The following is a 21,253-nucleotide window of genomic DNA, read 5'->3' as shown; positions in this document are numbered from 1 at the left end:
ATCAGCCTAAGATGACAGTTCTTCAGCTCACGTACGGGGTCTCCCGGGGTCTGCCTGTGAGCTGCCCGTGAGCTGCCCGCGTCTTCGAGGAACTTGCCATGGCATCCATTCCCAGCAGTGCCCACCTGCAGGCCTTCGAGGCCGTGGCGCGCCGGCGCAGCTTCGCGCTGGCCGCCTCCGAGCTGCACCTGACGGCCTCGGCCGTCAGCCACCAGGTGGCCAAGCTGGAGGCGCAGCTGGGCGTGCGCCTGTTCGAGCGCAGCGCGCATGGCGTGCGCCTGAGCCGCCCGGGGCAGGCCTACCTGGAGCGCGTGGGCGGCGCGCTGGCGGCCATCGTCTCGGCCACCGAGGACCTGCGCCACAGCATGAGCAACAGCCTCTACGTGCACTGCGCGCCCAGCATCGCCAGCCTCTGGCTCATGCCCCGGCTGCGGGACTTCGCACGGGCCTGCCCGCACATTGCGCTGAACCTGTCGGCTGCGCATTCGCACAGCGACTTCGCGCTGGGCCAGGCCGATATCGACATCCGCTACGGCATTGCGCAGTGGCCGGAGCTGGAGGTGGAGCCCCTGTTCGAGGAGCACATCCTGCCGCTGGCCAGCCCCGCGTTCGTGGCCGAGCATGGGCTGCAGCGCGTGCAGCAGTTGCTGCACGTGCCGCTGATCCAGAGCAACGTCAGCATCGTCCAGTGGTCGGACTGGTTCCAGGCGTTCTCGCAGCTGCGCGCGCCAGAGCGCTTTGCCGTGCGCTTCGACCGCGCCCAGATGTCGCTGGACGCGGCCACGCAGGGCCTGGGCGTGGCGCTGGAAAGCGCCATGAACGCGGGCGGCCACATTGCCGACGGCCGGCTGGTGGCCCCCTTCGGCATGGACCGGGCCCTGCGCGTCAAGGCCCACTTTGCCGTCTACCCCGCGCGCAACGCCCGGCGCCCCGCCGTGGCGGCCTTCCTGGCCTGGCTGCATGCCGAGGCCGCCCGCACCGAGCAGCAGCCCTGCCGCCAGTGCCCGGACTGAGTTGGCGGCCGGACCGGGAAAAAGGGGCCGGACAGATATTCCCGCATCCGGCGGAAAAGGCCTGCGATGCAATTTCTCTATGAATGAGCGAGTGCGCGGCAAATGGTTTTATTGCCCCCTGTTTTCGGCGAATGACGACGCGATTGCCAGCAGGGATTGGCAATAATTCCGGACAGCCATATACACAGGGAGTGCCACGCTGAAATGGCCAAATCAGCAAGACGCCGATTTATCGGACTGATCACGGTGAGCTACGGATTGCTCGCATTCGCCTGGATCATTCTGTCCGACAAGCTGTTGTTCGCGTTGGCAGGCAGTGCGGATATCGGCTGGCTTTCCGTCGCCAAGGGGCTGTTCTTTGTGCTGGCCACGGACTTCCTGCTGTTCTTCGCGCTGTGCTCGGTGCCGGCCGCGCACAGCGGCGGCGCCTCCGCCATCACCCAGGAAATGGGGCCGCGCCGTTTCCCGGTCTGGGCCTCCTATCTGTTTGCCCTGGCCATGAGCCTGGCCGTGCTGGCCGCCAGCAGCACGCTGGCCAGCCATTTCGGTGAACGCTCGCTGCTGCTGCTGTTCATGCTGCCCGTGCTGGTCAGTGCGCTGATCGGCGGCCTGGGGCCGGGCCTGCTGGCCACGGCCTTTGCGGCCTACAGCCTGGACCAGACGGACGGCGTCGCCGTGCGCGACTGGGCGCAATGGGGGGTGGTGGCCGTCAACGGCCTGGCCGTGAGCGTGCTGGCCGAGACGCTGCAGCGCTCGCTGCGCAAGGCCAACATGCAGCGGCAGCTGCTGGACTCGGTGATCTCCGGCACCTCGGACGCCGTCTTCGTGAAGGACCTGCGCGGGCGCTATCTGCTGGTCAACCGGGCTGCCGCCAGCCTGGTGGGCCGGCAGGCCGAAGACATCGTGGGCAAGGACGACTTCGCGCTCTTTCCCTTCGGCATCGCCAGCGCCATCCGCAGGAAGGACCAGGCGGTGCTGCGCCAGGAGGTGGCCACGCATGAGGAGCAGCTGACGGTGGAGCCGGGCAGGACGCTGGACCTCCTGGTCACCAAGGGCCCGGTGCGCAATACGGCAGGCCACATCGCAGGCCTGTTCGGCATCTCCCGGGACATCACCGAGCGCAAGCGCTTCGAGCGCGAGCTGGCCCAGGCCGCCGTGGTGTTCGACAGCAGCCACCAGGGCATCATGGTGGTCGATCCGGCGCGGCGCATCACGCGCGTCAACCCGGCCTTCACCCGCATCACCGGCTATGCGCCCGAGGAGGTGATCGGCCAGACGCCGCGCGTGCTGTCCTCGGGCCTGCACGGGCCGGAGTTCTACCGGCAGATCTGGGCCTGCATCGCGCGCGACGGCTTCTGGCACGGCGAGATCTGGAACCGCCGCAAATCGGGCGAGATCTTCGCCGAGATGCTGTCCATCTCCGCTGCGCAGGGTGCCGGCGGCGAGATCGAGCACTACATCGGCGTCTTCACCGACATCAGCCATATCAAGGCCCATGAGGCCGAGCTCGACCGCGTCACCCACTACGACCTGCTGACCGGACTGCCCAACCGCCGCCTGCTGGTCGAGCGGCTCAACCAGGCCATGCTGCGCACGGCGCGCGAGGGGCGCTCCCTGGCCGTGTGCTTTCTGGACCTGGACGGCTTCAAGGAAATCAACGACCTGCACGGCGTTGCAACCGGCGATGCGCTGCTGGTGGGCGTGGCCGAGCACCTCAAGAGCGTGCTGCGCTCCGAGGACACGCTGGCCCGGCTCGGTGGCGACGAGTTCGTGCTGCTGCTGTCGCAGATCGGCTCGGTCGAGCACTGCACCTCCATCCTCGACCGGGTGCTGGAGGCGGCCAGCCGCCCCGTGCCCGTGCAGGACCGGGTGCTGACCGTGACCGCCAGCGTGGGTGTCAGCCTCTACCCCGACGACCAGGCCGACCCCGACCTGCTGCTGCGCCATGCCGACCAGGCCATGTGCGTGGCCAAGCAGGCCGGGCGCAACCGCTACCAGCTGTTCGACCCGGAAAACGACCGCAAGGCCGATGCGCGCCGCCTGCAACTGGGCTGGCTGCGCCGTGCGCTGGAGCAGGGCGAATTCCTGCTGCACTACCAGCCCAAGGTGGAGCTGGGTGGCGGCAGGCTGGTGGGCGCCGAGGCCCTGCTGCGCTGGCACGACCCGCGCCAGGGCCTGCGCTCGCCGGCCGAGTTCCTGCCCTTCATCGCGGGCAGCGACCTGGAGCGACCGCTGGGCGACTGGGTCATCGGCGAGGCCGTGGCCCAGGCGGCACGCTGGCTCGACCAGGGCCTGGACCTGTGCGTGAGCATCAACGTCAGCGCCAACCAGCTTCTGGATGGCGGCTTCCACGCCACCATGGCCCAGGTGCTGGCCCGGCATCCCGAACTGCCGCCGCACCTGATCGAGCTGGAAATCCTGGAAAGCGCCGCCATTGCCGACATGGAGCAGGCCATCCAGGTGATGGGGCAGTGCCGGCAGCTGGGCATACGCTTTGCGCTGGACGACTTCGGCACCGGCTACTCCTCGCTCACCTACCTGCGCAAGCTGCCCGTGCAGTCGCTGAAGATCGACCAGAGCTTTGTGCGCGACATGCTGGCCGACCCGGACGACCTGGGCATCGTCGAAGGCGTGATCCAGCTGGCCAGCACCTTCCAGCTCGAATCCGTGGCCGAAGGCGTGGAAACCCCCAGGCATGCGCGCCGCCTGCGCGAAATGGGCTGCCACGTGGCCCAGGGCTACGGCATCGCCCGGCCCATGCCCGCCGACCAGCTGCCCGCCTGGGCCGCGCGCTGGCAGGCAGGGGACAACTGGCTGGTGCATGGGCGGCACATGCCGTCCGAGGCCTGAGCCTCGCGCCACCGCGCCACCGCGCCACCGCGCCACCGCGCCCGCGCAGGCTATGTCAGCTCGGCCGGCCGGGTCTCCTGCGCACTGCGGCTGGGCAAGATGATGGTGAAGATGGCGCCGCCTGCCGGGCCGTTGCCGGCCACGATGGTGCCGTCCATGGCGTCGATGATCTTGCGGCAGATGGCCAGCCCCAGGCCCGTGCCGCCCGAGCCGTCCTTGGTCTTGCTGGACTGCACGAAAGGCTGGAAGATCTTGTCCAGCTCCTGTGGCGGAATGCCCGGGCCCTGGTCGGAGAAGGCGATGCAGATGTCGCCCTGCCCGTCGATGCGGCCCTGCACATCGATGCGCCCGCCGATGGGCGAGAACTTGATGGCATTGGCCAGCACATTGCGCACCACCTGCTGGAAGCGCACGGGGTCGGCCTTGGCGATCAGCGGGGCGTCGTCGAGTTCGAGCCGCAGGTCGATGAGCTTGTGCTGCTGCTGCGGCTCCAGCTCGCGCACGACCGGCCGGATCAGGCTGCGCAGGTCCGTGCGCTCCAGGTGGATGGTTCCCACGGCGCTGTCCAGCTTGGCCACATCGAGCAGGTCATTGACCAGGGCCAGCATGCGCTGGCCCGCCGCATGGATGTCGTTGAACATGTCGGCCATGGCGGGATTGCCGCGCGAGCGCAGGCTGCCCAGCTCGGCAAAGCCCATGATGGACTGCAGCGGGGTGCGCAGCTCATGGCTCATGTTGGCGACGAACTCCGACTTCACGCGGAAGGCCTCCTCGGCCGCGTCGCGGGCCTCGCGCGTGGCATGCTCGGCCGCGCGGAATTCGCTCACATCCACAAAGATGCTGAGCACGCCGGTGGTCTGCCCCTGGGCATCCTTGACCGCCGCCTTGGAGATCTGCACGTCGCGGTAGCTGCCGTCCATGTGGGGCAGCCGGGCCTCCAGCACCATGCGCTGGCCCGAGCGCATCACGACCTGGTTGCTGCGTATCTGCAGCAGGGCATCGTCGCGCGAGTGCAGTCCCTTGATCTCGTGGCCGAGCACGGCATAGCGGCCGCGGCCGAAGAAGTCCTCCCAGGCCTTGTTGACCAGTACCACGCGGTGGTCCGCGTCGGTGACCAGCATGGGCAGGGGCGTGGTCTCGAACAGCAGGTGCTGGAAGGCCAGCTGGGTCTGCAGCTCCTGCTGCGCCTTCCAGCGGGCCGTCACGTCCACGGCGCTGCCCGCGAAGCCCACGAGCCGGCCGTCGCGCAGCAGGGGGACGACGGCGATGTCGCAGAGTATTTCCCGGTGGCCCGGCAGCTGGAACATGGCCTGGCAGTTGCGCAGGGCCAGCTTGGCCTGGGGGTCGAGCAGGGCATGGATCTGCGGTCTGCAGGCTTCGCGCGCGATGCCTTCCAGCGGCTGCCCCAGCGCCTCGACGCTGGGCTGCCCGGTCCATTGCTCCCAGCGTGCGTTCACGAAGGTCAGCCGGCCCTGGATGTCGGTGCGAAAGATCAGCTCCTGCACGCTGCGCATGAGCACGGCCATCTCATGCTCGCTGCGGGCCAGGCGCGCCTGGGCCTTTTCCATGGACTGCTGGGACGACTTCTGGACCCTGCGGGTCTTGAGCACCGACCCGCTCAGGCCCAGCACCAGGGCAAGAAGCGCAAGGCCGGCAACGAAGAAGGCGAATGCCTTGTCGCGCCAGCGCGCGACCACCTCCGAGTAGGGCTCCTCCACCACCAGCAGCAGAGGCCAGTTGCGCACGGTGCGAAAGGACACGACCTCATGGGAGCCGAGCATGCCGGCGCCGACGTAGGAGCCGAATTCGCTGTGCGGCAGCCATTGCCGGAACAGCGGTGTCTGCAGCACGGCGGTCGCCTGCACGCCGGTGCCCGCATTCGTGCTGGCCAGCGTCTGGCCGTCGTAGCTCAGCAGCATGGCCTCGTAGCTGAGGGACTCCAGCGTGGACTGGTAGAAGTTGGCCAAGGCATCAGGATTGATCAGGGCCACCAGCACGGCCGGTGCGCCGTTGTCGCGCTTGAATGCGAGGATCTGGGGCAGGTAGCGGACGCCCCGCGGTGTCGCATGCGGGGCCGCTGCCAGGGAGGAGAGGCTGCGGCCGGTGACCAGGCGTCCCAGCTGGACCTTGCCCGGGACCGGAGCCGATGCCCTGTCAGGCAGCAGCTTGTGCAGCTCGATCTGCAGGCCGGCCTCGCCCGCTTGCGTGCTCGCCAGGATGCGTCCTTTGCCATCGAGCAGCGCCATGCTGCGCAGAACCGGCAACTGGCCGACCACTTGCGCCAAGGCCGCCTCGCGCGCTGCGCCGGGGCTGTCGGCGGACAGGATGACCGGATTGTTGGCCAGGCTTGCCAGGGCGACCTCGCCGGTCTCGAAGGTCTTGTTCGTCTGATCCTGCAGCACACGGGCCAGCAACGCCGCCTGGGCCTTGCTCTGCTCGGCCTCGGCATGCAGCTGGCTCCAGACGAACAGCACCAGCCCGGCAAGCACGCACAGGGCAAAGGTCAGCACCAATGCCTTGAGGTGGGCGCTGCGCCTGGCCCCCAGAAAATGATGCGTGCCGGCTCGGCCAGACATGATGAAGGCGCTCCATCGGAGGGTTCAAGGCGCGACGATGGCGCTCAGCCCGTGGTTGCGCGCTGCCCGGGCCAGGCGGCCGTCTCGCCGGATGTCGGAGACGAACTGGTCCAGGCGCGCCAGCCACTGGGCGTCGGCAGGACTGGTTGCATAGCCGTAGGGAAGCACGTGGAACGGCTTGGGCGGTGCGATCAACCGGGCCCAGTCGGAGCTGTCGAGCAGCCGGCGGCTGTAGGGGTAGTCGGTCATGAACACATCCACGCGCCCTGCCATGAGCTCCTTCTCGCGGGTCTGGGGCGGCTCGATGGACACGATCTGCGCATGCTTGAGCGTCTCGCGCATCACGGGCTCCATGAAGGTGCCGCGCTGCACGGCGACCTGCACGCCGGGCTGGTCGATGTCCGCCCAGGACTGCACGGCCTGATTGCTCTTGGTCGTGACGCCGTAGATGTCGCTGCTCAGATAGGGCTGCGTGAAGCGCAGCTGCTTTTGCCGCTGGGGGAGTATGCCCACGGCGAACATGGCGACATCGCAGCGCGACTCCAGCAGGTCAGGTATCAGCCTGGGAAAGGAGGAATCCACATACTGCAGCCGTACGCCCAGCTCCCTGGCCAGCTCCGCCGACAGCTCTGCATCCACGCCCGTCAGCCGGCCCGTGCGCGGGTCGCGGAAGGTGATGCCGTAGTAGTCGGGCCATATGCACACACGCAGGGCGCCCGTGGATGCAATCCGCTCCAGCACCTCGCCAGCTGCGGCAGAGCCGGACCATGGCACCAGACACAGCAGCAATCCGGCAATGGCTGCCAGGCGGGCCAGCACGCGCCTTGGGGACGGTGCGCCGAAACATGTCGATGATGGATGCATGGCGGGCTTTCAGGGTGTGTCGATCAGATCGGTGAAGGACGGGGACTGCCGGGTCAGCGCCAGGCGCAGCGCATCCAGCTCTTCGATGTTGTCCATGAACGCGTCGACGATGCCGGGATCCAGGGCCTTGCCCCGTTCCGCCGCGATCATCTCCAGGGCCCGTGCTCGCCCGAACGCCGGCCGGTACACCCGGTCCATGGTGAGCGCGTCGAAGATATCGACGATGGAGGTGATGCGCGCCGACAGCGGGATGTCCTCGCCTGCCAATCCCTGCGGGTAGCCCTTGCCGTCGAAGCGTTCGTGGTGGCTGGCGGCGATTTCGGCCGCCATCTGGAACACCGGGATGCGCGACTGGCCCAGCAGATGCGCGCCGATCTCGGCATGCCGGTTCATGACCAGGCGCTCCTGCGCATCCAGCGGGCCCTGCTTCTTGAGGATGGTGTCCGGAATGCCGACCTTGCCGATGTCATGCATCGGGGCCGCCTTGCGCAGCAGGCTGGCGAATTCGATGCGGCAGCCCAGGCGCAGGGCCAAGGCCTCCGACAGGTAGCCGATGCGGATGATGTGCGAGCCGGTGTCGTCGTCCTTGAACTCGGCGGCCATGGCCAGGCGCAGCAGGGTCTCGTGGTGGGCGCGTGTCACTTCCTTGAGCAGATCGTTGCGCTCGCGGTACATGCGGCCGAAGTCCTGGATGAGCTGCTCCATCTGCTCCACGGCCGCAGGATCGAAACGTCGCGATGGCTCCCGGGGGGAGGCGGTCTGGTACTGGGCCATCAGTCGATCCTCTCGAGCTTTTCGATCGTCTCCAGCAGCTTCAGGGTGCTGAAGGGCTTGACCAGGTATTCGTCGGCTCCGGCCAGCAGGCCCGCCTTGCGGTCCTCGGCGCTGCCCCGGGCCGTCAGCAGGATGACCTGCGTATGCAGCAGCTCGTAGGAGCGCTTGATGCGGCTGCACACCTCCAGGCCGTCGAGCGTGCCCGGCATCATGATGTCGAGCAGGACGATGTCGGGCCTGAGCCTCTCGGCCATCGCCCAGGCCTCGTCGCCATCGCAAGCCTCTATGACGTCAAAGTCGCTGAATTCCAGTGTCATGCGCAGCAGCTTGCGGATGTCGGCATGGTCCTCGGCGATCAGTATCTTTTGCATGGGGAGATCTTTCATGCCGCAACAAAGGTGTGGGCCGGCATGTGAATCATAAATATCAATTCAATCAAATTTTATTGAATTTATCTATCAAATCTGTTGCCAGGCCTGCACGCCCGTGGGCGCCGGATGCTGCCGCCCGCAGCGGGGCGGGTTCCGGCCCCGGGCCGGGAACAGGTCTTTTCCCCCTGTGCGGGAGCCGGCAGCCCCGCCTTTATGTGGCCCGTTCCCAGGCCGGGTCTTTCCACAGGGCATCGAGGTCGGTGAAGCCCCATTTCGCGGGGTCTTCCCGGCTGGCTATCTTCTCCTGGCACCCGGGCCGGGCCAGGTCAACGGTCTCCGGTGCCATCCGCATGCCGCTGGCCGTGGAATAGAACACCTTGACCTGCGGACAGGTCAGGGACTGGCGGCCAGGGTCCACGACCACCCCCAGCCTGCCCGTTGTCAGCCGCACCAAAGAGCCCACCGGGTAGATGCCTATGCTTTTGACGAAGGCCTGGAATACGGTCTTGTCGAAGTGCCCGGCGCTCCATTCGGCCATCTTGTGCACCGCCTCGGCAGGGTCCCAGCCACGCTTGTAGGGGCGGTCCGAGGTGATGGCGTCGTAGACATCGCAGACCGCGCCCATCTTCGCGAACAGGCTGATGTCCTCGCCGCGCAGCCCGTGGGGGTAGCCTGTGCCATCCACCTTCTCATGATGGTGAAGGCAGACGTCCAGCACCACCGGATCATCGACGCCGCCGGCCAGGAGCAGCTCCAGGCCTCGCGCCGGATGCTCGCGGACCTCGGCAAACTCCCTGTCGGTCAGGCGCCCCGGCTTGTTCAGGATGGGGGCGGGGATCGCCATCTTTCCAATATCGTGCAGCAGCCCCGCATAGCCCGCCTGGCGCACCTGCTGCGGTGGCAGGTCGAGCTGGCGTGCCAGCACGATCATCAAGGCGCAGACCGCCACCGAGTGCATGTAGGTGTAGTCGTCGCTGCTCTTGAGTCGGGCGATGCTGACCAAGGCGCACGGGTTGCGGATGATCGACTCGGACACCTCGGCGACCACGGAGCGGGCCTCGTCCTGGTTGATCTCCCTGCCCATGCGCGCCTCGCGGAACATGGCGGTGATCGCCTGCCTGGACTGGCGGCAGATCCGGGCCGCCCGCTTCACCTCCTCATCGAAGGCAACGGGCCGCAGCTCGCACTCCAACTCGGCCAGTTGCGAGATCTCGGACAGTTGGGCGTCGATCACGGTGTCCACCTGCTCGCGCGAGCAAGACGGCTCGTCTTGCGCGACATCCAGGCCTTTGGCGGTATCGATCCACACTTCCTGGATGGGGGCGTGCAGGATCCTCGCCAGGTCGGCAGGGTCTTCCAGCCTGAAGCGGCTGCGCCAGAACGGATGCTCCATCCAGCTGCCGCAAAAGCTCTCCAGAAACATGCCCAGCCGCAGCTGCCGCACACTGATGCGCTTGATCATGAACAAGGGCCCCGCAACGGTTCACATGGATACTTCATCTTGCCGCCATTTCCTTGCTTCTGTACGGATCCAGGTCAGAAGGCCGCCCATTCCTCCTCCTTGACCTGCGGTTGCGCACGGGCCGGCGATACGCGGGCCTGAACGGCCGGCAGCGCTTGCCTGGGCCCCATGACCTGGACGGTGGCGGCACGCGGCGCGGCGGGGTGGCTTGCCCCATGCTCGGGATGCATCCTGAATGTGGAGACGATCTGCGCCAGAGAAGCGGCCTGCTGCTCCAGGCTGCCCGCAGCGGCCGAGCTTTGCTCGACCAGCGCCGCGTTCTGCTGCGTCATCTGGTCCAGCTGGCTCACCGCCTCGCCGACCTGCCGTATGCCTACCGCCTGCTCGGCCGATGCGCTGGAGATCTCGCCGATCATGGTGTCCACGCTGCGCACCTGCTCCACGATGCGGCCCATCTGCTCGCCAGCCCGGGTGGCCACCTGGGTGCCTTGCTCGACCTTTTCCAGGTTGGCACCGATCAGCTCCTTGATCTCGCGGGCCGCCGTGCCCGAGCGCTGGGCCAGCGCGCGCACCTCGCTGGCGACCACCGCGAAGCCCCGGCCCTGTTCGCCGGCCCGCGCGGCCTCCACGGCAGCGTTGAGCGCCAGGATATTGGTCTGGAAGGCAATGGCGTCGATGACGTTCGTGATCTCGGCGATCTTGCGCGAGGCCTGCGAGATGTCCTGCATGGTATGCACCACCAGGGCCACGGACTGGCCTCCCTCGGCAGCCGAGGCCGACGCGGCCGAAGCCACCTTGCTGGCCTGCTGGGCCGTGTCCGCATTCGTGCGCACCGTGGCCGTGAGCTCCTCCATCGATGCGGCCGTCTCCTCGAGGTTGCTGGCCTGCTGCTCGGTGCGCTGGCTCAGGTCCAGGCTGCCGGAGGCGATCTCGCTCGACCCCGTCGCAATGCTGTCGCTGCTGAGGCGAATGCTTGCCATGATCTCGCGAAGCTTGCCGTTCATGTCGCGCATCGCGCCCAGCAGCCGGGCGGGCTCATCCCGGCCCTGCACCACGATGCTGGCCGTGAGGTCGCCCCGCGCCACGGTGTCCGCCACCGAGACCGCCATGTGCAGGGGCTCGGTGATCGAGCGCGTGATGGCCCAGGCCAGCACGGCGCCCAGGGACACCGCCAGCGTGGCCAGCCCGCCGAGCAGGTACAGCGCCAGGTGGTAGTCCTTCTCGGCCTGCTCGGTGGCCTTGCGCCCGCCTTCCTGGTTCAGCGCGATGTCCTGGCCCACGACGTCCATGAAATCGGTGAAGACCTGGGTCGCAGATCCCGTGGCTTGGCCACGCGCCTGGGCCGACTGCTCCGGCCCGGCCTTGGACAGCTCCAGCACCTTCCTATCCTCCAGTACGACGGCGTCCCAAATTACGCGCATCTTGTCGTACAGCTTCTTTTCCTCAGGGGAGGAAATGAGCTTTTCGTAGGTGGAGAACTCCGACTCTAGGGCTTTCTCGGCCTTCGCCAGCGCCTCTTCCTGAGCCTGCTTGCCCGGTACAGACTCCTCAATCACATGGCGAAGGGTGGCGCGGCGGGCTTCATTGGCTGTGGCCCGAATCGAGGCCAGCGCATTGGTGGAAGGCAGCCAGTTGGTGCCCAGGTCGTTGGCATTGAACTGGACCCGGGCGATCTGCAGTGAGCCGATGGCCGCGACCGTGCTCAGCAGCAGCAGGAGCAGGATGAAAGCAGCGATGAGCCGTGTGCGGATGGACAGAAGGCGGAGGAACATGGTGGGGGTCTCCTGAGATGCGGCCGGAAATCTTTGATCAATATGATGTAATTGATAATTTACCAAGATTGCATCCATCTTGAGGAATTGAATTTATCAATTCAGTCTCGCTAGGCCATTGCCCGGGATCCGCTGCGCCGAGCCGCCTCGCAGTCCTCTATCCCCTTGGGCAAGCCGTCGCCACAGCCCGGCAGCGCTTGGCGACGCGCTCCGCCTGGCTCACGTGTCGAGCATCAACACACCCCAAAAATGTAACAACCAGTTGTGCTGTTCTTTTCTCTCTGTTAAATTTTTATCAAATTCATCAAATAAATTTGATTGGAGTGATGAAGATGCCACCTACACTGACAACCGACACCGCCAGGCAATGGCTTTCCTTCCTTGTGGACGATGAGGAGTTCGGCATCGACCTGCTGCAAGTGCAGGAGATCCGGTCCTACGAGTCGCCCATGCGCATTGCCAATGGCCCCGCCTACTTCAACGGCGTGCTGGAACTGCGCGGGGAGGTCATTCCCGTCATCGATCTGCGGCTCAGGCTGGGGCTTGCGCCCAAGCCGTACGACGCCTGCACCGTGACCATCATGCTGCGCCTGCCTGGCGGAGTGACGGGCATGGTGGTGGAGGGTGTCACCGACGTGGTGACGCTCATGCCGCAGGACCTGCGCGCCGTGCCCGCCATGGGCGGGGGCCTGGTCAATGACTGCCTGCTGGCCATGGGCGTGCTCGAGGAGCGTTCGCTGCTGCTCATCGATGCCGACAAGCTCCTGGCGACGGCCACGGCAGCCCTGCCGGACTGCGCTGCGAACTGAGCAATTTGCTCCGGCACGTCCCGGTCCCCGCTCGTACACCGCAAATTTTCATATCTCATTGGAGACGTGCCATGAATCCTCGCTTCTGGACTGTCAAGACCAAATTTTCCGTGGCCTTCAGTTCCCTCGCGCTTCTCACCATGGTTGTGGCACTTCTCGCCCTGCAGGCGCTGAGCGAGGCAAATCAAAATCTTGTCCACTTTGTCGACGGTATCAACGCCCGAGCAACCTTGGCCGAGAAGGTTCGCACAGCCGTGGATCGACGGGCTATCGCGGTGCGTAACTTGGTGCTGGTCACATCGCCCGCAGACCTGGAGAAGGAGAAAGGCGCTCTCACCTCAGCACACGCCGACGTCAAGGCCTGGCTGACCGAGCTCCAGGCCGCAGCGGAGTCAACGGAAGCCGCTGCCGATGCGCGCAATCTGGTGACCAGAATTGCTGATGTGGAGCGGCGCTACGGACCGGTAGCCACCGACATCGTGGCCCTGGCTCTGCAAAATAAAAAGGATGTAGCGATCCGCAAGATGAACGACGAGTGTCGGCCCTTGTTAGCGGAGCTGACCGACACCACTCGCCAGTACAGTGAACTGACCCGCGCACGGTCGCGACAGATGATTGAACAGGCAGCGCAGGCCTACGTTTACCGCAGGAACATGCTGATCGCCGCAAGCATGGTCGCCATTTTCCTGGCTGTCCTGATGGGCTGGCGGATAGCACGAGGCCTGACGCGCTCCCTGGGTGCAGAGCCTGCGCAACTGGGCAATGTCGCCCAACAGATCGCCCAAGGCAATCTCAGCCCTGAACTGCTGCGCCACCAGGCCCCCGAAGGCAGCGTCCAGGCATCGCTCAATGCCATGCTCCAGAGCCTGGCCTCGGTCGTTCATGAGGTTCGCAAAAATGCCGATGGGATCGCGGGCGGCAGCACGGAGATCGCCAACGGCAATGCCGACTTGAGCCAGCGCACGGAACAGCAGGCCAGCGCCTTGCAGGAAACTGCAGCGTCGATGGAGCAGCTGTCGACCACCGTCAGGCAAAACGCGGACAACGCCAGGCAGGTCAATCAACTCGCCCTGGGCGCAAGCCAGGTGGCCACCAAGGGCGGCGGCTCCGTGCAGGAGGTCGTCAATGCGATGCAGGACATCAGCGAAAGCTCGCGCCAGATCGGCGAAATCGTGGGCGTGATCGACGGCATCGCGTTCCAGACCAACATCCTGGCGCTCAATGCCGCAGTCGAGGCTGCGCGCGCAGGCGAGCAGGGCAAGGGCTTTGCCGTGGTGGCCGGTGAGGTGCGCAACCTGGCGCAGCGCAGCGCGCAGGCCGCCCGGGAAATCAAGCAGCTCATCGCCACCAGCACCACACGGGTCAAGCAGGGCACCGAGCTGGCCGACCAGGCTGGCGCCACCATGGCGCAGGTGCTGCAGTCCATCCAGCGCGTGACCGACCTCATGGGGGAGATCAGCAGTGCCAGCGATGAGCAAAGCGCGGGGGTGGCGCAGGTCGGCAAGGCCGTCAGCCAGATGGACCAGGTCACGCAGCAGAATGCGGCGCTGGTGGAGGAAAGCGCGGCAGCGGCGGCCAGCCTCAGAACGCAGGCACAGCAGCTGGTTCAGGCCGTGTCGATTTTCCAGCTGGGCGGCCAGGCGGCACAGCCTGCCTCGACACCGCCGCTGTCGCAGCCGACGGTGCAGGCGCGCAATCCGGCACCCGCGAAAGCGGCGCTCCCCGCCCGCCAGGCTGCCCGGCCCGTGCTGCGCCCCGTGAGCCCTGCGCACAAGCAGGCGCAAGCGCAGGAGCAGGACGACTGGGTGTCGTTCTGATCAACGGCCCCTTGCGTGCCGCCGGGGGGCGCGGCCGCCGCCATGCCGGGTCTGCCAGGAGCCGCAGGGCCCAAGTCCAGGGCCCGTGCAAGTTCTGATATTTTCAGCGCTGTTCCTGCGCAGGCAGCCCCCGGTTATCGATACTCCATGGCCATGATTGCAAACCTTATTCCGTTGAACCCCACGCACCTGGATGCCGCCATCGTCGATCTCGACGGCACCATGGTCAACACCCTGGGCGACTTCGCCGAAGCCCTCAACCGCATGCTGGCGGACCTGCAACTGCCGGCCATCGCCCCGCAGGCCATAGAGAACATGGTGGGCAAGGGCTCGGAGCACCTGATCCGATCGGTGCTGGCCCATGTGGGCGCGGCCGACGTGGACGCCGCCTATGACCAGGCCTGGACACGCTACGAACACCACTACCTGCAGCTCAACGGCCAGTTCGCCGATGTCTACCCGGGCGTGCTCGAAGGCCTGCAGGCATTGCGCGCACGCGGCCTGCGGCTGGCCTGCCTGACCAACAAGCCGCTGTCCTTCGCCCGGCCGCTGCTGGAGCAAAAAGGCCTGGCACCGCTGTTCGAACAGGTCTTCGGCGGCGATTCCTTCGAGCGCAAGAAGCCCGACCCGCTGCCCCTGCTCAAGACCTGCGAGGCCCTGGGCACCTCCCCGGCACGCACGCTGATGCTGGGCGACTCCAGCAACGACGCCCAGGCCGCGCGCGCCGCGGGCTGCCCCGTGGTGCTGGTGAGCTACGGCTACAACCACGGCCAGCCCGTGCGCCAGGTCGATGCCGATGGCTTCGTCGATGCGCTGACCGAACTGGCCTGATTTGCACAGTTCCAGGTTTTTTGGAAAAAGAATGGGATTTGGCGATGGTTAACGCACTTTGACGGTGCGATTTATGTTTTTGCTAGAGTCGTCTGCTTTGCCATCCTGGCCGCGATCCGGCCACAGACAAGGAGGAAGCACGCGACATGCACGGACTGCACCTGACCGCCGATCTCTACCAATGCCAGGGCGACGAGCGCCATATGCTCGACGCCGATGCCATCGCCGCCCTGTGCCGCGCACAGACCGCGCAGGCCGGCCTGACCCTGGTGGAGGACCGCTGGGTCAAGTTCCCTGACTACCAGGGGCAGCCCGGCGGCGTCACCGGCACCGTGCTGCTGGCCGAATCGCACCTGGCCATACACACCTGGCCCGAGACCGGCTGCGTCACCGTCGATGTCTACGTCTGCAACTTCTCCGCCGACAACTCGGGCAAGGCCCGCGCGCTGATGGAGGGCGTGATCGCCGCCTACGCGCCGGGCCGCGTGGTGCGCCAGCATCTGATGCGCGGCGACATCGGTCCCGGCGCCCAGGCCACGGCGGCGGCCGATGAGGGCGATTGGGCGCTGGAGGCGCTCACGCCCCATGCGCGCTTTGGCTGGCGCGCCACGCGGCGCGAAACCGTGCAGACGCCCCATCAGGAACTGGAGCTGCTGCACACGCCGCAGTTCGGCAAGGTGCTGCGACTGGATGGCCGCTTCATGACCTCCGAAGGCGAGGAATTCTTCTACCACGAGGCCCTGGTCCACCCCGCTGCCCTGGCCCACCCGGCGCCGCGCAAGGCGCTGATCCTGGGCGGCGGCGATGGCGGCGCAGCCGAGGAACTGCTCAAGCACCCGTCCATGGAGCAGGTGGTGGTGGCCGAGCTGGACGAGGCCGTGGTCCAGGCCGCGCGCACGCACCTGCAGCAGGTGCACCGCGGCGTGTTCGATGACCCGCGCCTGCAGCTGCGCATAGGCGACGGCATGGCCATGGTGGAGCGCACCGAAGAACGCTTCGACCTCGCCCTGATGGACCTCACCGACCCCGACACGCCTGCCAGCGCGCTGTACTCCGACCAGGCCCTGGCGCGCATGAAGCGCGTGCTGGCGCCGGGCGGCGCCCTGGTGCTGCACCTGGGCAGCCCCGTCTTCCATGGCGAGCAGGTGGCGCGGCTGGTGGCCAGCCTGCGCGAGCGCTTTGCCATCGTGCGCTGCTACGGCCTCTACATCCCCCTGTACGGCGCCTACTGGGGCCTGGCCGTGGCCTCCGACACGCTGGATGCGGCGGCGCTGCCCCCCGCCCAGCTGCGCCAGCGCCTGGCCGAGCGCCGCCTGCCCGACCTGCGCTACTACAACGCCGAAGTGCACCCCGCACTGTTCGCGCTGCCCAACTATTACCGCGACCTGGTGCAGCCCGCGCCCCTGGCGGCGCTGCCCCCGCGCGCGGTCCGCGTCGCCTGAGCCCAGCCCGTTCTGGCAACGGGCCGAGCCCGGCCCGCCCTGGCCGGGCTGCGGTGGCAACTGCGCGCCCGGCAGGGCAAATTTGACACAGTGCTGCAATCTGGTGGCAAGTCTGCTGTAATGAAAAACGGCGGGAAGGCCCGTGCGCCCGCCATTTTTCCGGCTTCCTGGTAAGTATTTCCGGGATATTGCGTGCTTGCAAAAACCATATCAACAGATAAAGCGCCAGACGCCCTGTATCAAAATGACTGCTTCCCTTTCAAAAACAAGAATATCCGCGTCCAAATACCATGATGATTCCTTGCTGCGGCTTTGGAATTGGGCTTTGTTGGCAGGGCTGGTATTGAGCTTTCCCCTGAGCTTTGTATTGCCGCAAAGCCTGAGCTGGGAAAATGGATTCCTGGAGAATATCCAGGCCGTGACCCTGCTGCTGGGCATGGTGGCGGCCTTGGTTGCGGCGCGGCGGCAAAAAGGCTCCTTTGCAGCGCCACTGTGGTGGATCGCCTCCCTGTTCTGGCTGGCTTTTCTGGGGCGTGAACTGGCCTGGGGCGCAGCTTTCCTGCCCAGCCTGGAGGCTGGCAAGTGGGGGCCGGTGATCAGCTCCCAGGTGCTGTGGTACCGGCCCGCCGTCAAATGGGTGGTGGGCGCCATGCTGCTGCTGTGCTGCTATTGGTTTGTGCGCCACGGTGTCTGGAACAAGGTCATCAAGCGCCTGGTGCGCGAGAAGGCGCTGCCGATATTCAGCCTGGCGACATTTGTCGCGGCCATGGTGATATCCACCAATGCGGAAGGTCATGGCTTCATTGTCCTGCAGCAATGGTTTGATTATCAGGTGATCGTGCTGGAGGAGCTGGTGGAGACATTTGGATATATGGCACTGTGGCTGGCACAGTGGGCGCTGGTCAGGTATGTTGCTGGCTGGCAGGAAGATATTTGAGCCAATATTGATCAAACCGGCCGCCTGCATATTCCCGGTGTAATGGGGCAGATTCAGGGGCCGGTAAGTCGCCAGTAAGACGCAATCGGGGAGCATGGCCGTTTTCCCCGAAGGTTTGCCGCTCTCGCGGCGGACCGACGGAGCCTGAAACGACAGAACGTGCCATCGCAATGCAAGCCTCCATCTACCAGGACGTGATAGGTATCCAGGCGGCGGGCCAGGCGTATTCCCTGGGTTCGCGCTTCCAAGAATGCAGCCAGCACCGTGCCGTGCGGCTGGAGACGATCTTCGAGTTGCTTATCCTCAAGTTCCGCGAGGACCTGCTGCAGGCGCTGGCCGAGGAGCCGCCAGGCCCCGCACGCCACCTGCGCGCCTATATCCGCTGCGTCTGCGACCATGCCCTGTCCCGCCAGCGCGGCCAGAAGACGGCCGCACAGTTGCTGACCCGCGCAAGATTCCAGAACATATGGTTTGATTTCGTGGACGCGGCCTGCGCCGACGATCTGGTGCCCGAGGACATCGCCCTGCAATGCCGCGCCATGGTCGAGGACCTGTGGGTCATCCATGTGCTGGTCGAGCCCATGGCGCCCCAGCGCATCACCGGGATCAGGGAGCATTTGCTGTCCCTGTGCGGCAACGACGGAAACCATGAATCGCATCGCATTAATTGAGGACCATGCCAGGCTGGCCACGCTGGTCAGCCGCTCGCTGGCCAACTCCGGCATAGAGACCGATGTCTTCCACCAGATCTCCACGGCCTGGCTGGCCCTGCAGGACATCGACTACGGCGTCATCGTCATCGACCGCGGCCTGCCCGATGGCGACGGCCTGCAACTGGTGCAGCGCCTGCGCGCCGCAGGCCGCTCCACGCCCTGCCTGATGCTCACGGCCCGTGACGCGCTCAGCGACCGCGTGGGCGGCCTGGAAGCCGGTGCCGACGACTACCTGACCAAGCCCTTTCCCATGGAAGAGCTGATTGCCCGCGTGCGCGCCCTGCTGCGCCGCCCGGCCCTGGTGCAGGAGCTGGCGCCGCAGCTGGGCGACATCAGCATCAACCCGCAGCAGGCCTGCATGCACTGCGCGGGCTCGGCCATCGCGCTGCCGCCGGCGGAGCTGCAGATCATGCTCAGCCTGGTGCGCAAGGCCGGCGCCACGGTGCGCCGCTCCACGCTGGAGGCGGCGGCCTGGGGCATGAGCAGCGTGGTCACGCCCAACGCCCTCGATGTGGCCCTGCACCGGCTGCGCCGCAAGCTGGCCGCGGCCGGCTCGTGCATGGAAATCGTCAACATCCGGGGTCAGGGCTATGCGCTTCGCGAACCTTTGCTGGCCCGGTAGCCTGCGCTCGCGGCTGCTGGCCGTCTATGGGTTGAGCATGGTGTTCAGCGCGCTGCTGGTGGGCGCGCTGGTGATCCTCGTCGCCAAGCCCTTCGACAGCTATGCGCTGCAGCGCGGCATGGGGCATGCGGCCGAGAAGCTGGCCGAGTGGGTGAGCTTCGATGCCAAGGGCGTGCCCCAGGGGTTCAGCGAGCGTGAACTCAAGGCCTGGATGCTGACCAGCCTGGGCGAGGAAATGCAGCTGCGCATCACCGACGCCCGCGGCCGCGTGGTCTTCGCCCCCAACGGCGAAATGCAGCCGCTGACGCAGACCGGCCGGGGCTTCGACCCCGAGCTCAAGGCCTTTGCCTACGAGCGCGGCGGCGTGGTCATGCGCGCGGGCACGGCCACGCTGGTCCACGACGGCACGACGTGGCACGTGCAGATAGCCGTCAGCGACCGCATGGTGGACTGGCTGCGCGAATCGGTGGGCCTGCCCGCGCTGTGGCGCGGCATGGTGGCCATCGGCGTGGTTTTCCTGGTCGTGTTCCTGTTCTCCACGCACCGCACGCTGCAGCGCATGCTCAGGCCGCTGGGCGTGGCCGCGCAGGATGCGCAGCGCATCACCCCGCAGACGCTGGGCACGCGGCTGCAGCCCAAGGACCTGCCGTGCGAGTTCGCGCCCCTGGTCGAGGCCTTCAACCACGTGCTGGACCGGCTGCAGGCCGGCTTCAGGAACCAGCAGGAATTCCTGTCCATGGCCGCGCATGAGCTCAAGACGCCGCTGGCCCTGATGCGCGTGCAGATCGAACTGGAGCCCGAGGACCGGCGCAGCCCCGAGCTGCTCAAGGACGTGGACCACATGGCGCGCCAGGTCCAGCAGCTGCTGCACCTGGCCGAGGTCTGCGAACACCAGCGCTACCGCATGGAAGACATTGCGCCGGCCGACATCATTGGCGAGGTCTGCGACTTCATGGCCCGCGCCTCCGAAAAATGCGGCGTGCACATCCACTGCGAGGTCAAGGACGGCTCGCCCGCCTGGCGTGCCGACCGGGGCGCGCTCTTCGTGCTGCTCAAGAACCTGATCGAGAACGCCGTGCAGCACAGTCCGCAGGGCGCCACCGTCACCGTGAAGGCCTGCGGCCTGGGCTTTTCGGTGCTGGACCAGGGCCGTGGCGTGCCGCCCGAGGACCTGCCGCGCATCTTCGAGCGCTTTTGGCGCAGCAGCGAGCGGCGCGACCTGGGCGCAGGCCTGGGCCTGCCCATCTGCCTGGAGATTGCGCGCGCCCATGGCTGGACGCTCACGGCCCTGCCCGGTGCCACGGGGCTGGAGATCCAGGCGCGCTTTGCCGGGCCGGTGCAGGAGCCCGCGCAGCCGTTCAACCGCCCAGCAATGCCTTCTTGAGCTGCTCGTCGGCCGGGTGCGGGCCCAGCCAGATGCCCAGCAGCGCCTGGAAGAACTCGGGCTCCTGGAAGGGCGCGCCCTGCGCCTGGCCCTTGACGAAGACCTGGGCGCCCTGGCCCGGCACCCAGTCCACCGAGAAGTTCTCGCCCGGCAGCAGCTTCTTGTGCTGCGTGAAGATGTCGCTCATGCGCAGCACGCCGGGCACCAGGCGGGAGAAGCGGGCGCGCTCCATGTTGTCCTCGATGCCGCGCGCGAACAGCTTGCCCAACTCGGCCGAATCGATCTCGCGCAGCATGGTCACGCTCACGCGCTTGGGGCCGGGCAGGGCCGCGATCTCCTGCAGGCTGGCGGCCGGCTTTTCCAGGTACAGGCCCGCCGTGTACACCTTGAAGATGGCCTTGTAGCGAATGCCCGCGCCATTGAGCTGCAGCGTCTGGCCGCCCACCCCCGCCTGGGCGGGATAGGCCACGCCCGCGACGGTGCGCGGCGGCTCCTGGGCAGTGGCGGCCAGCGGCATCGCCAGCGCCATGGCCAGGGCGGCTGTCTTCATCCAGCGGGGCAAGGCGGTCATGGTGTCTCCTGCGCGGGGGCTGTGGCCCGGTTGCGGTTTGTTACGTCCGGGCGACATGTTGTGGGGATCGGGTGGGGGTGGCAACAGGGTTTTCGCGGGCCGATGGAGGGTGGCTATCATCCTGCTCGGTCCGCTGTTCTTGTCGTGGGTGTATGCCCACGTTCCTGCGGTTATGGACGGGATGGGGCTACCCGCAAGGGCGTCCGCACGTCGCAATGCGTGTTCTTAACATCCCGTCCACCTGTCTGTGCGTTGCACCGCTGATTCTGTTTGCAAGCCCCTGTCGGGGCGTTTCTTTTCGAGGCCGGGTTTCGGCCCGGCGGCCGACTCACTTTCTTGTCTCGCTACAAGAAAGTGAGCAAAGAAAAGCGCCCGGATGTCCGCGACCCCTTCGCTGCGCTGCGGGGCAACCTGCGCCGGGCTGCCTGCGGGGTTCGCTGCGGAA

General features: G+C 66.7%; 17 protein-coding genes and 1 pseudogene. 11 read left to right on the top strand and 7 right to left on the bottom strand.

Annotation, left to right across the window (positions count from 1 at the left end; all coding sequences use genetic code 11):
• Positions 1-98: 98 nt before the first annotated feature.
• Together ACRSCF_RS29940 and ACRSCF_RS29935 are read left to right on the top strand one after the other, a co-directional pair.
• Positions 99-1,013: a LysR substrate-binding domain-containing protein gene (locus tag ACRSCF_RS29940; protein WP_034367884.1), complete on the top strand. Its 915-nt coding sequence runs from the start codon at positions 99-101 to the stop codon at positions 1,011-1,013.
• Between the two features lie 258 nt (positions 1,014-1,271).
• Positions 1,272-3,863, top strand: coding sequence for a putative bifunctional diguanylate cyclase/phosphodiesterase (locus tag ACRSCF_RS29935; RefSeq protein WP_223275343.1), 2,592 nt, complete (start codon positions 1,272-1,274; stop codon positions 3,861-3,863).
• 50 nt (positions 3,864-3,913) lie between these two features.
• Here ACRSCF_RS29935 and ACRSCF_RS29930 read toward each other — a convergent pair whose 3' ends face one another.
• The 6 genes from ACRSCF_RS29930 to ACRSCF_RS29905 form a co-directional block, all read right to left on the bottom strand.
• Positions 3,914-6,439, bottom strand: coding sequence for a sensor histidine kinase (locus tag ACRSCF_RS29930; RefSeq protein WP_244387658.1), 2,526 nt, complete (start codon positions 6,437-6,439; stop codon positions 3,914-3,916).
• Between the two features lie 24 nt (positions 6,440-6,463).
• Positions 6,464-7,303: a substrate-binding periplasmic protein gene (locus ACRSCF_RS29925; RefSeq protein ID WP_244387657.1), complete on the bottom strand. Its 840-nt coding sequence runs from the start codon at positions 7,301-7,303 to the stop codon at positions 6,464-6,466.
• A 9-nt stretch (positions 7,304-7,312) separates the two neighbouring features.
• Positions 7,313-8,077, bottom strand: a complete 765-nt coding sequence (locus tag ACRSCF_RS29920) for an HD-GYP domain-containing protein (protein ID WP_016450587.1) — start codon at positions 8,075-8,077, stop codon at positions 7,313-7,315.
• Positions 8,077-8,448 carry a response regulator transcription factor gene (locus ACRSCF_RS29915; RefSeq protein ID WP_017404901.1) on the bottom strand — a complete coding sequence of 124 codons (372 nt, stop codon included), beginning with the start codon at positions 8,446-8,448 and terminating at the stop codon, positions 8,077-8,079. The genes ACRSCF_RS29920 and ACRSCF_RS29915 overlap by 1 nt, the downstream gene beginning before the upstream one ends.
• Before the next feature lie 211 nt (positions 8,449-8,659).
• A complete protein-coding gene (locus tag ACRSCF_RS29910) occupies positions 8,660-9,910 on the bottom strand; it encodes an HD-GYP domain-containing protein (RefSeq protein WP_016450585.1) in 1,251 nt (416 codons plus the stop codon).
• 74 nt (positions 9,911-9,984) lie between these two features.
• Complete coding sequence (locus ACRSCF_RS29905; protein WP_034368784.1) at positions 9,985-11,682, bottom strand: methyl-accepting chemotaxis protein; 1,698 nt, start codon at positions 11,680-11,682, stop codon at positions 9,985-9,987.
• 332 nt (positions 11,683-12,014) lie between these two features.
• Here ACRSCF_RS29905 and ACRSCF_RS29900 point away from each other — a divergent pair, with 332 nt between their 5' ends.
• From ACRSCF_RS29900 to ACRSCF_RS29860, 9 genes and pseudogenes are all read left to right on the top strand, one after another.
• The gene (locus ACRSCF_RS29900; protein WP_034368788.1) at positions 12,015-12,491 is read left to right on the top strand and encodes a chemotaxis protein CheW; all 477 of its coding nucleotides are present in this window, start codon (positions 12,015-12,017) and stop codon (positions 12,489-12,491) included.
• Positions 12,492-12,562: 71 nt separating this feature from the next.
• Complete coding sequence (locus ACRSCF_RS29895; RefSeq protein ID WP_244387656.1) at positions 12,563-14,308, top strand: methyl-accepting chemotaxis protein; 1,746 nt, start codon at positions 12,563-12,565, stop codon at positions 14,306-14,308.
• A gap of 153 nt (positions 14,309-14,461) precedes the next feature.
• Complete coding sequence (locus tag ACRSCF_RS29890) at positions 14,462-15,139, top strand: phosphoglycolate phosphatase (RefSeq protein ID WP_034348084.1); 678 nt, start codon at positions 14,462-14,464, stop codon at positions 15,137-15,139.
• A 146-nt stretch (positions 15,140-15,285) separates the two neighbouring features.
• Positions 15,286-15,636, top strand: a pseudogene (gene speD / locus ACRSCF_RS29885) (adenosylmethionine decarboxylase); the annotation flags it as partial.
• Between the two features lie 6 nt (positions 15,637-15,642).
• Entirely contained in the window at positions 15,643-16,581 is a 939-nt protein-coding gene (speE, locus tag ACRSCF_RS29880; protein ID WP_374725843.1) for a polyamine aminopropyltransferase, read from the top strand.
• A gap of 244 nt (positions 16,582-16,825) precedes the next feature.
• Positions 16,826-17,518 (top strand): hypothetical protein, encoded by a 693-nt coding sequence (locus ACRSCF_RS29875; RefSeq protein WP_016450790.1) that lies wholly within the window; start codon positions 16,826-16,828, stop codon positions 17,516-17,518.
• 170 nt (positions 17,519-17,688) lie between these two features.
• Positions 17,689-18,189: a hypothetical protein gene (locus ACRSCF_RS29870; RefSeq protein WP_016453971.1), complete on the top strand. Its 501-nt coding sequence runs from the start codon at positions 17,689-17,691 to the stop codon at positions 18,187-18,189.
• Entirely contained in the window at positions 18,167-18,853 is a 687-nt protein-coding gene (locus ACRSCF_RS29865; protein ID WP_017407765.1) for a response regulator transcription factor, read from the top strand. The genes ACRSCF_RS29870 and ACRSCF_RS29865 overlap by 23 nt, the downstream gene beginning before the upstream one ends.
• Positions 18,822-20,237, top strand: a complete 1,416-nt coding sequence (locus ACRSCF_RS29860; protein ID WP_416820366.1) for a sensor histidine kinase — start codon at positions 18,822-18,824, stop codon at positions 20,235-20,237. The genes ACRSCF_RS29865 and ACRSCF_RS29860 overlap by 32 nt, the downstream gene beginning before the upstream one ends.
• Here the strand turns inward: ACRSCF_RS29860 and ACRSCF_RS29855 are convergent.
• Positions 20,212-20,808, bottom strand: coding sequence for a chalcone isomerase family protein (locus tag ACRSCF_RS29855; RefSeq protein ID WP_012202680.1), 597 nt, complete (start codon positions 20,806-20,808; stop codon positions 20,212-20,214). The two genes, ACRSCF_RS29860 and ACRSCF_RS29855, sit on opposite strands and share 26 nt — an antisense overlap.
• Positions 20,809-21,253: the final 445 nt, after the last annotated feature.

It is taken from the genome of Delftia sp. 11MD (genome assembly GCF_050907895.1).
Taxonomy (GTDB): Bacteria; Pseudomonadota; Gammaproteobacteria; order Burkholderiales; family Burkholderiaceae_C; genus Comamonas; species Comamonas tsuruhatensis.
The sequence above is the reverse complement of the archived record's forward strand: the minus strand, read 5'-3'. Positions and strand labels throughout refer to the sequence as shown.

Excerpts from the sequence above, each read along its gene's own strand:
- ACRSCF_RS29870 (WP_016453971.1), top strand. The coding sequence starts at position 17,689 with ATGCAAGCCTCCATCTACCAGGACGTGATAGGTATCCAGGCGGCGGGC.
- ACRSCF_RS29895 (WP_244387656.1), top strand. The coding sequence starts at position 12,563 with ATGAATCCTCGCTTCTGGACTGTCAAGACCAAATTTTCCGTGGCCTTC.
- ACRSCF_RS29900 (WP_034368788.1), top strand. The coding sequence starts at position 12,015 with ATGCCACCTACACTGACAACCGACACCGCCAGGCAATGGCTTTCCTTC.
- ACRSCF_RS29860 (WP_416820366.1), top strand. The coding sequence starts at position 18,822 with ATGCGCTTCGCGAACCTTTGCTGGCCCGGTAGCCTGCGCTCGCGGCTG.
- ACRSCF_RS29855 (WP_012202680.1), bottom strand. The coding sequence starts at position 20,808 with ATGACCGCCTTGCCCCGCTGGATGAAGACAGCCGCCCTGGCCATGGCG.
- ACRSCF_RS29930 (WP_244387658.1), bottom strand. The coding sequence starts at position 6,439 with ATGTCTGGCCGAGCCGGCACGCATCATTTTCTGGGGGCCAGGCGCAGC.
- ACRSCF_RS29920 (WP_016450587.1), bottom strand. The coding sequence starts at position 8,077 with ATGGCCCAGTACCAGACCGCCTCCCCCCGGGAGCCATCGCGACGTTTC.
- ACRSCF_RS29890 (WP_034348084.1), top strand. The coding sequence starts at position 14,462 with ATGATTGCAAACCTTATTCCGTTGAACCCCACGCACCTGGATGCCGCC.
- ACRSCF_RS29875 (WP_016450790.1), top strand. The coding sequence starts at position 16,826 with ATGACTGCTTCCCTTTCAAAAACAAGAATATCCGCGTCCAAATACCAT.
- speE (WP_374725843.1), top strand. The coding sequence starts at position 15,643 with ATGCGCGGCGACATCGGTCCCGGCGCCCAGGCCACGGCGGCGGCCGAT.
- ACRSCF_RS29865 (WP_017407765.1), top strand. The coding sequence starts at position 18,167 with ATGAATCGCATCGCATTAATTGAGGACCATGCCAGGCTGGCCACGCTG.
- ACRSCF_RS29905 (WP_034368784.1), bottom strand. The coding sequence starts at position 11,682 with ATGTTCCTCCGCCTTCTGTCCATCCGCACACGGCTCATCGCTGCTTTC.
- ACRSCF_RS29910 (WP_016450585.1), bottom strand. The coding sequence starts at position 9,910 with ATGATCAAGCGCATCAGTGTGCGGCAGCTGCGGCTGGGCATGTTTCTG.
- ACRSCF_RS29925 (WP_244387657.1), bottom strand. The coding sequence starts at position 7,303 with ATGCATCCATCATCGACATGTTTCGGCGCACCGTCCCCAAGGCGCGTG.
- ACRSCF_RS29940 (WP_034367884.1), top strand. The coding sequence starts at position 99 with ATGGCATCCATTCCCAGCAGTGCCCACCTGCAGGCCTTCGAGGCCGTG.
- ACRSCF_RS29915 (WP_017404901.1), bottom strand. The coding sequence starts at position 8,448 with ATGCAAAAGATACTGATCGCCGAGGACCATGCCGACATCCGCAAGCTG.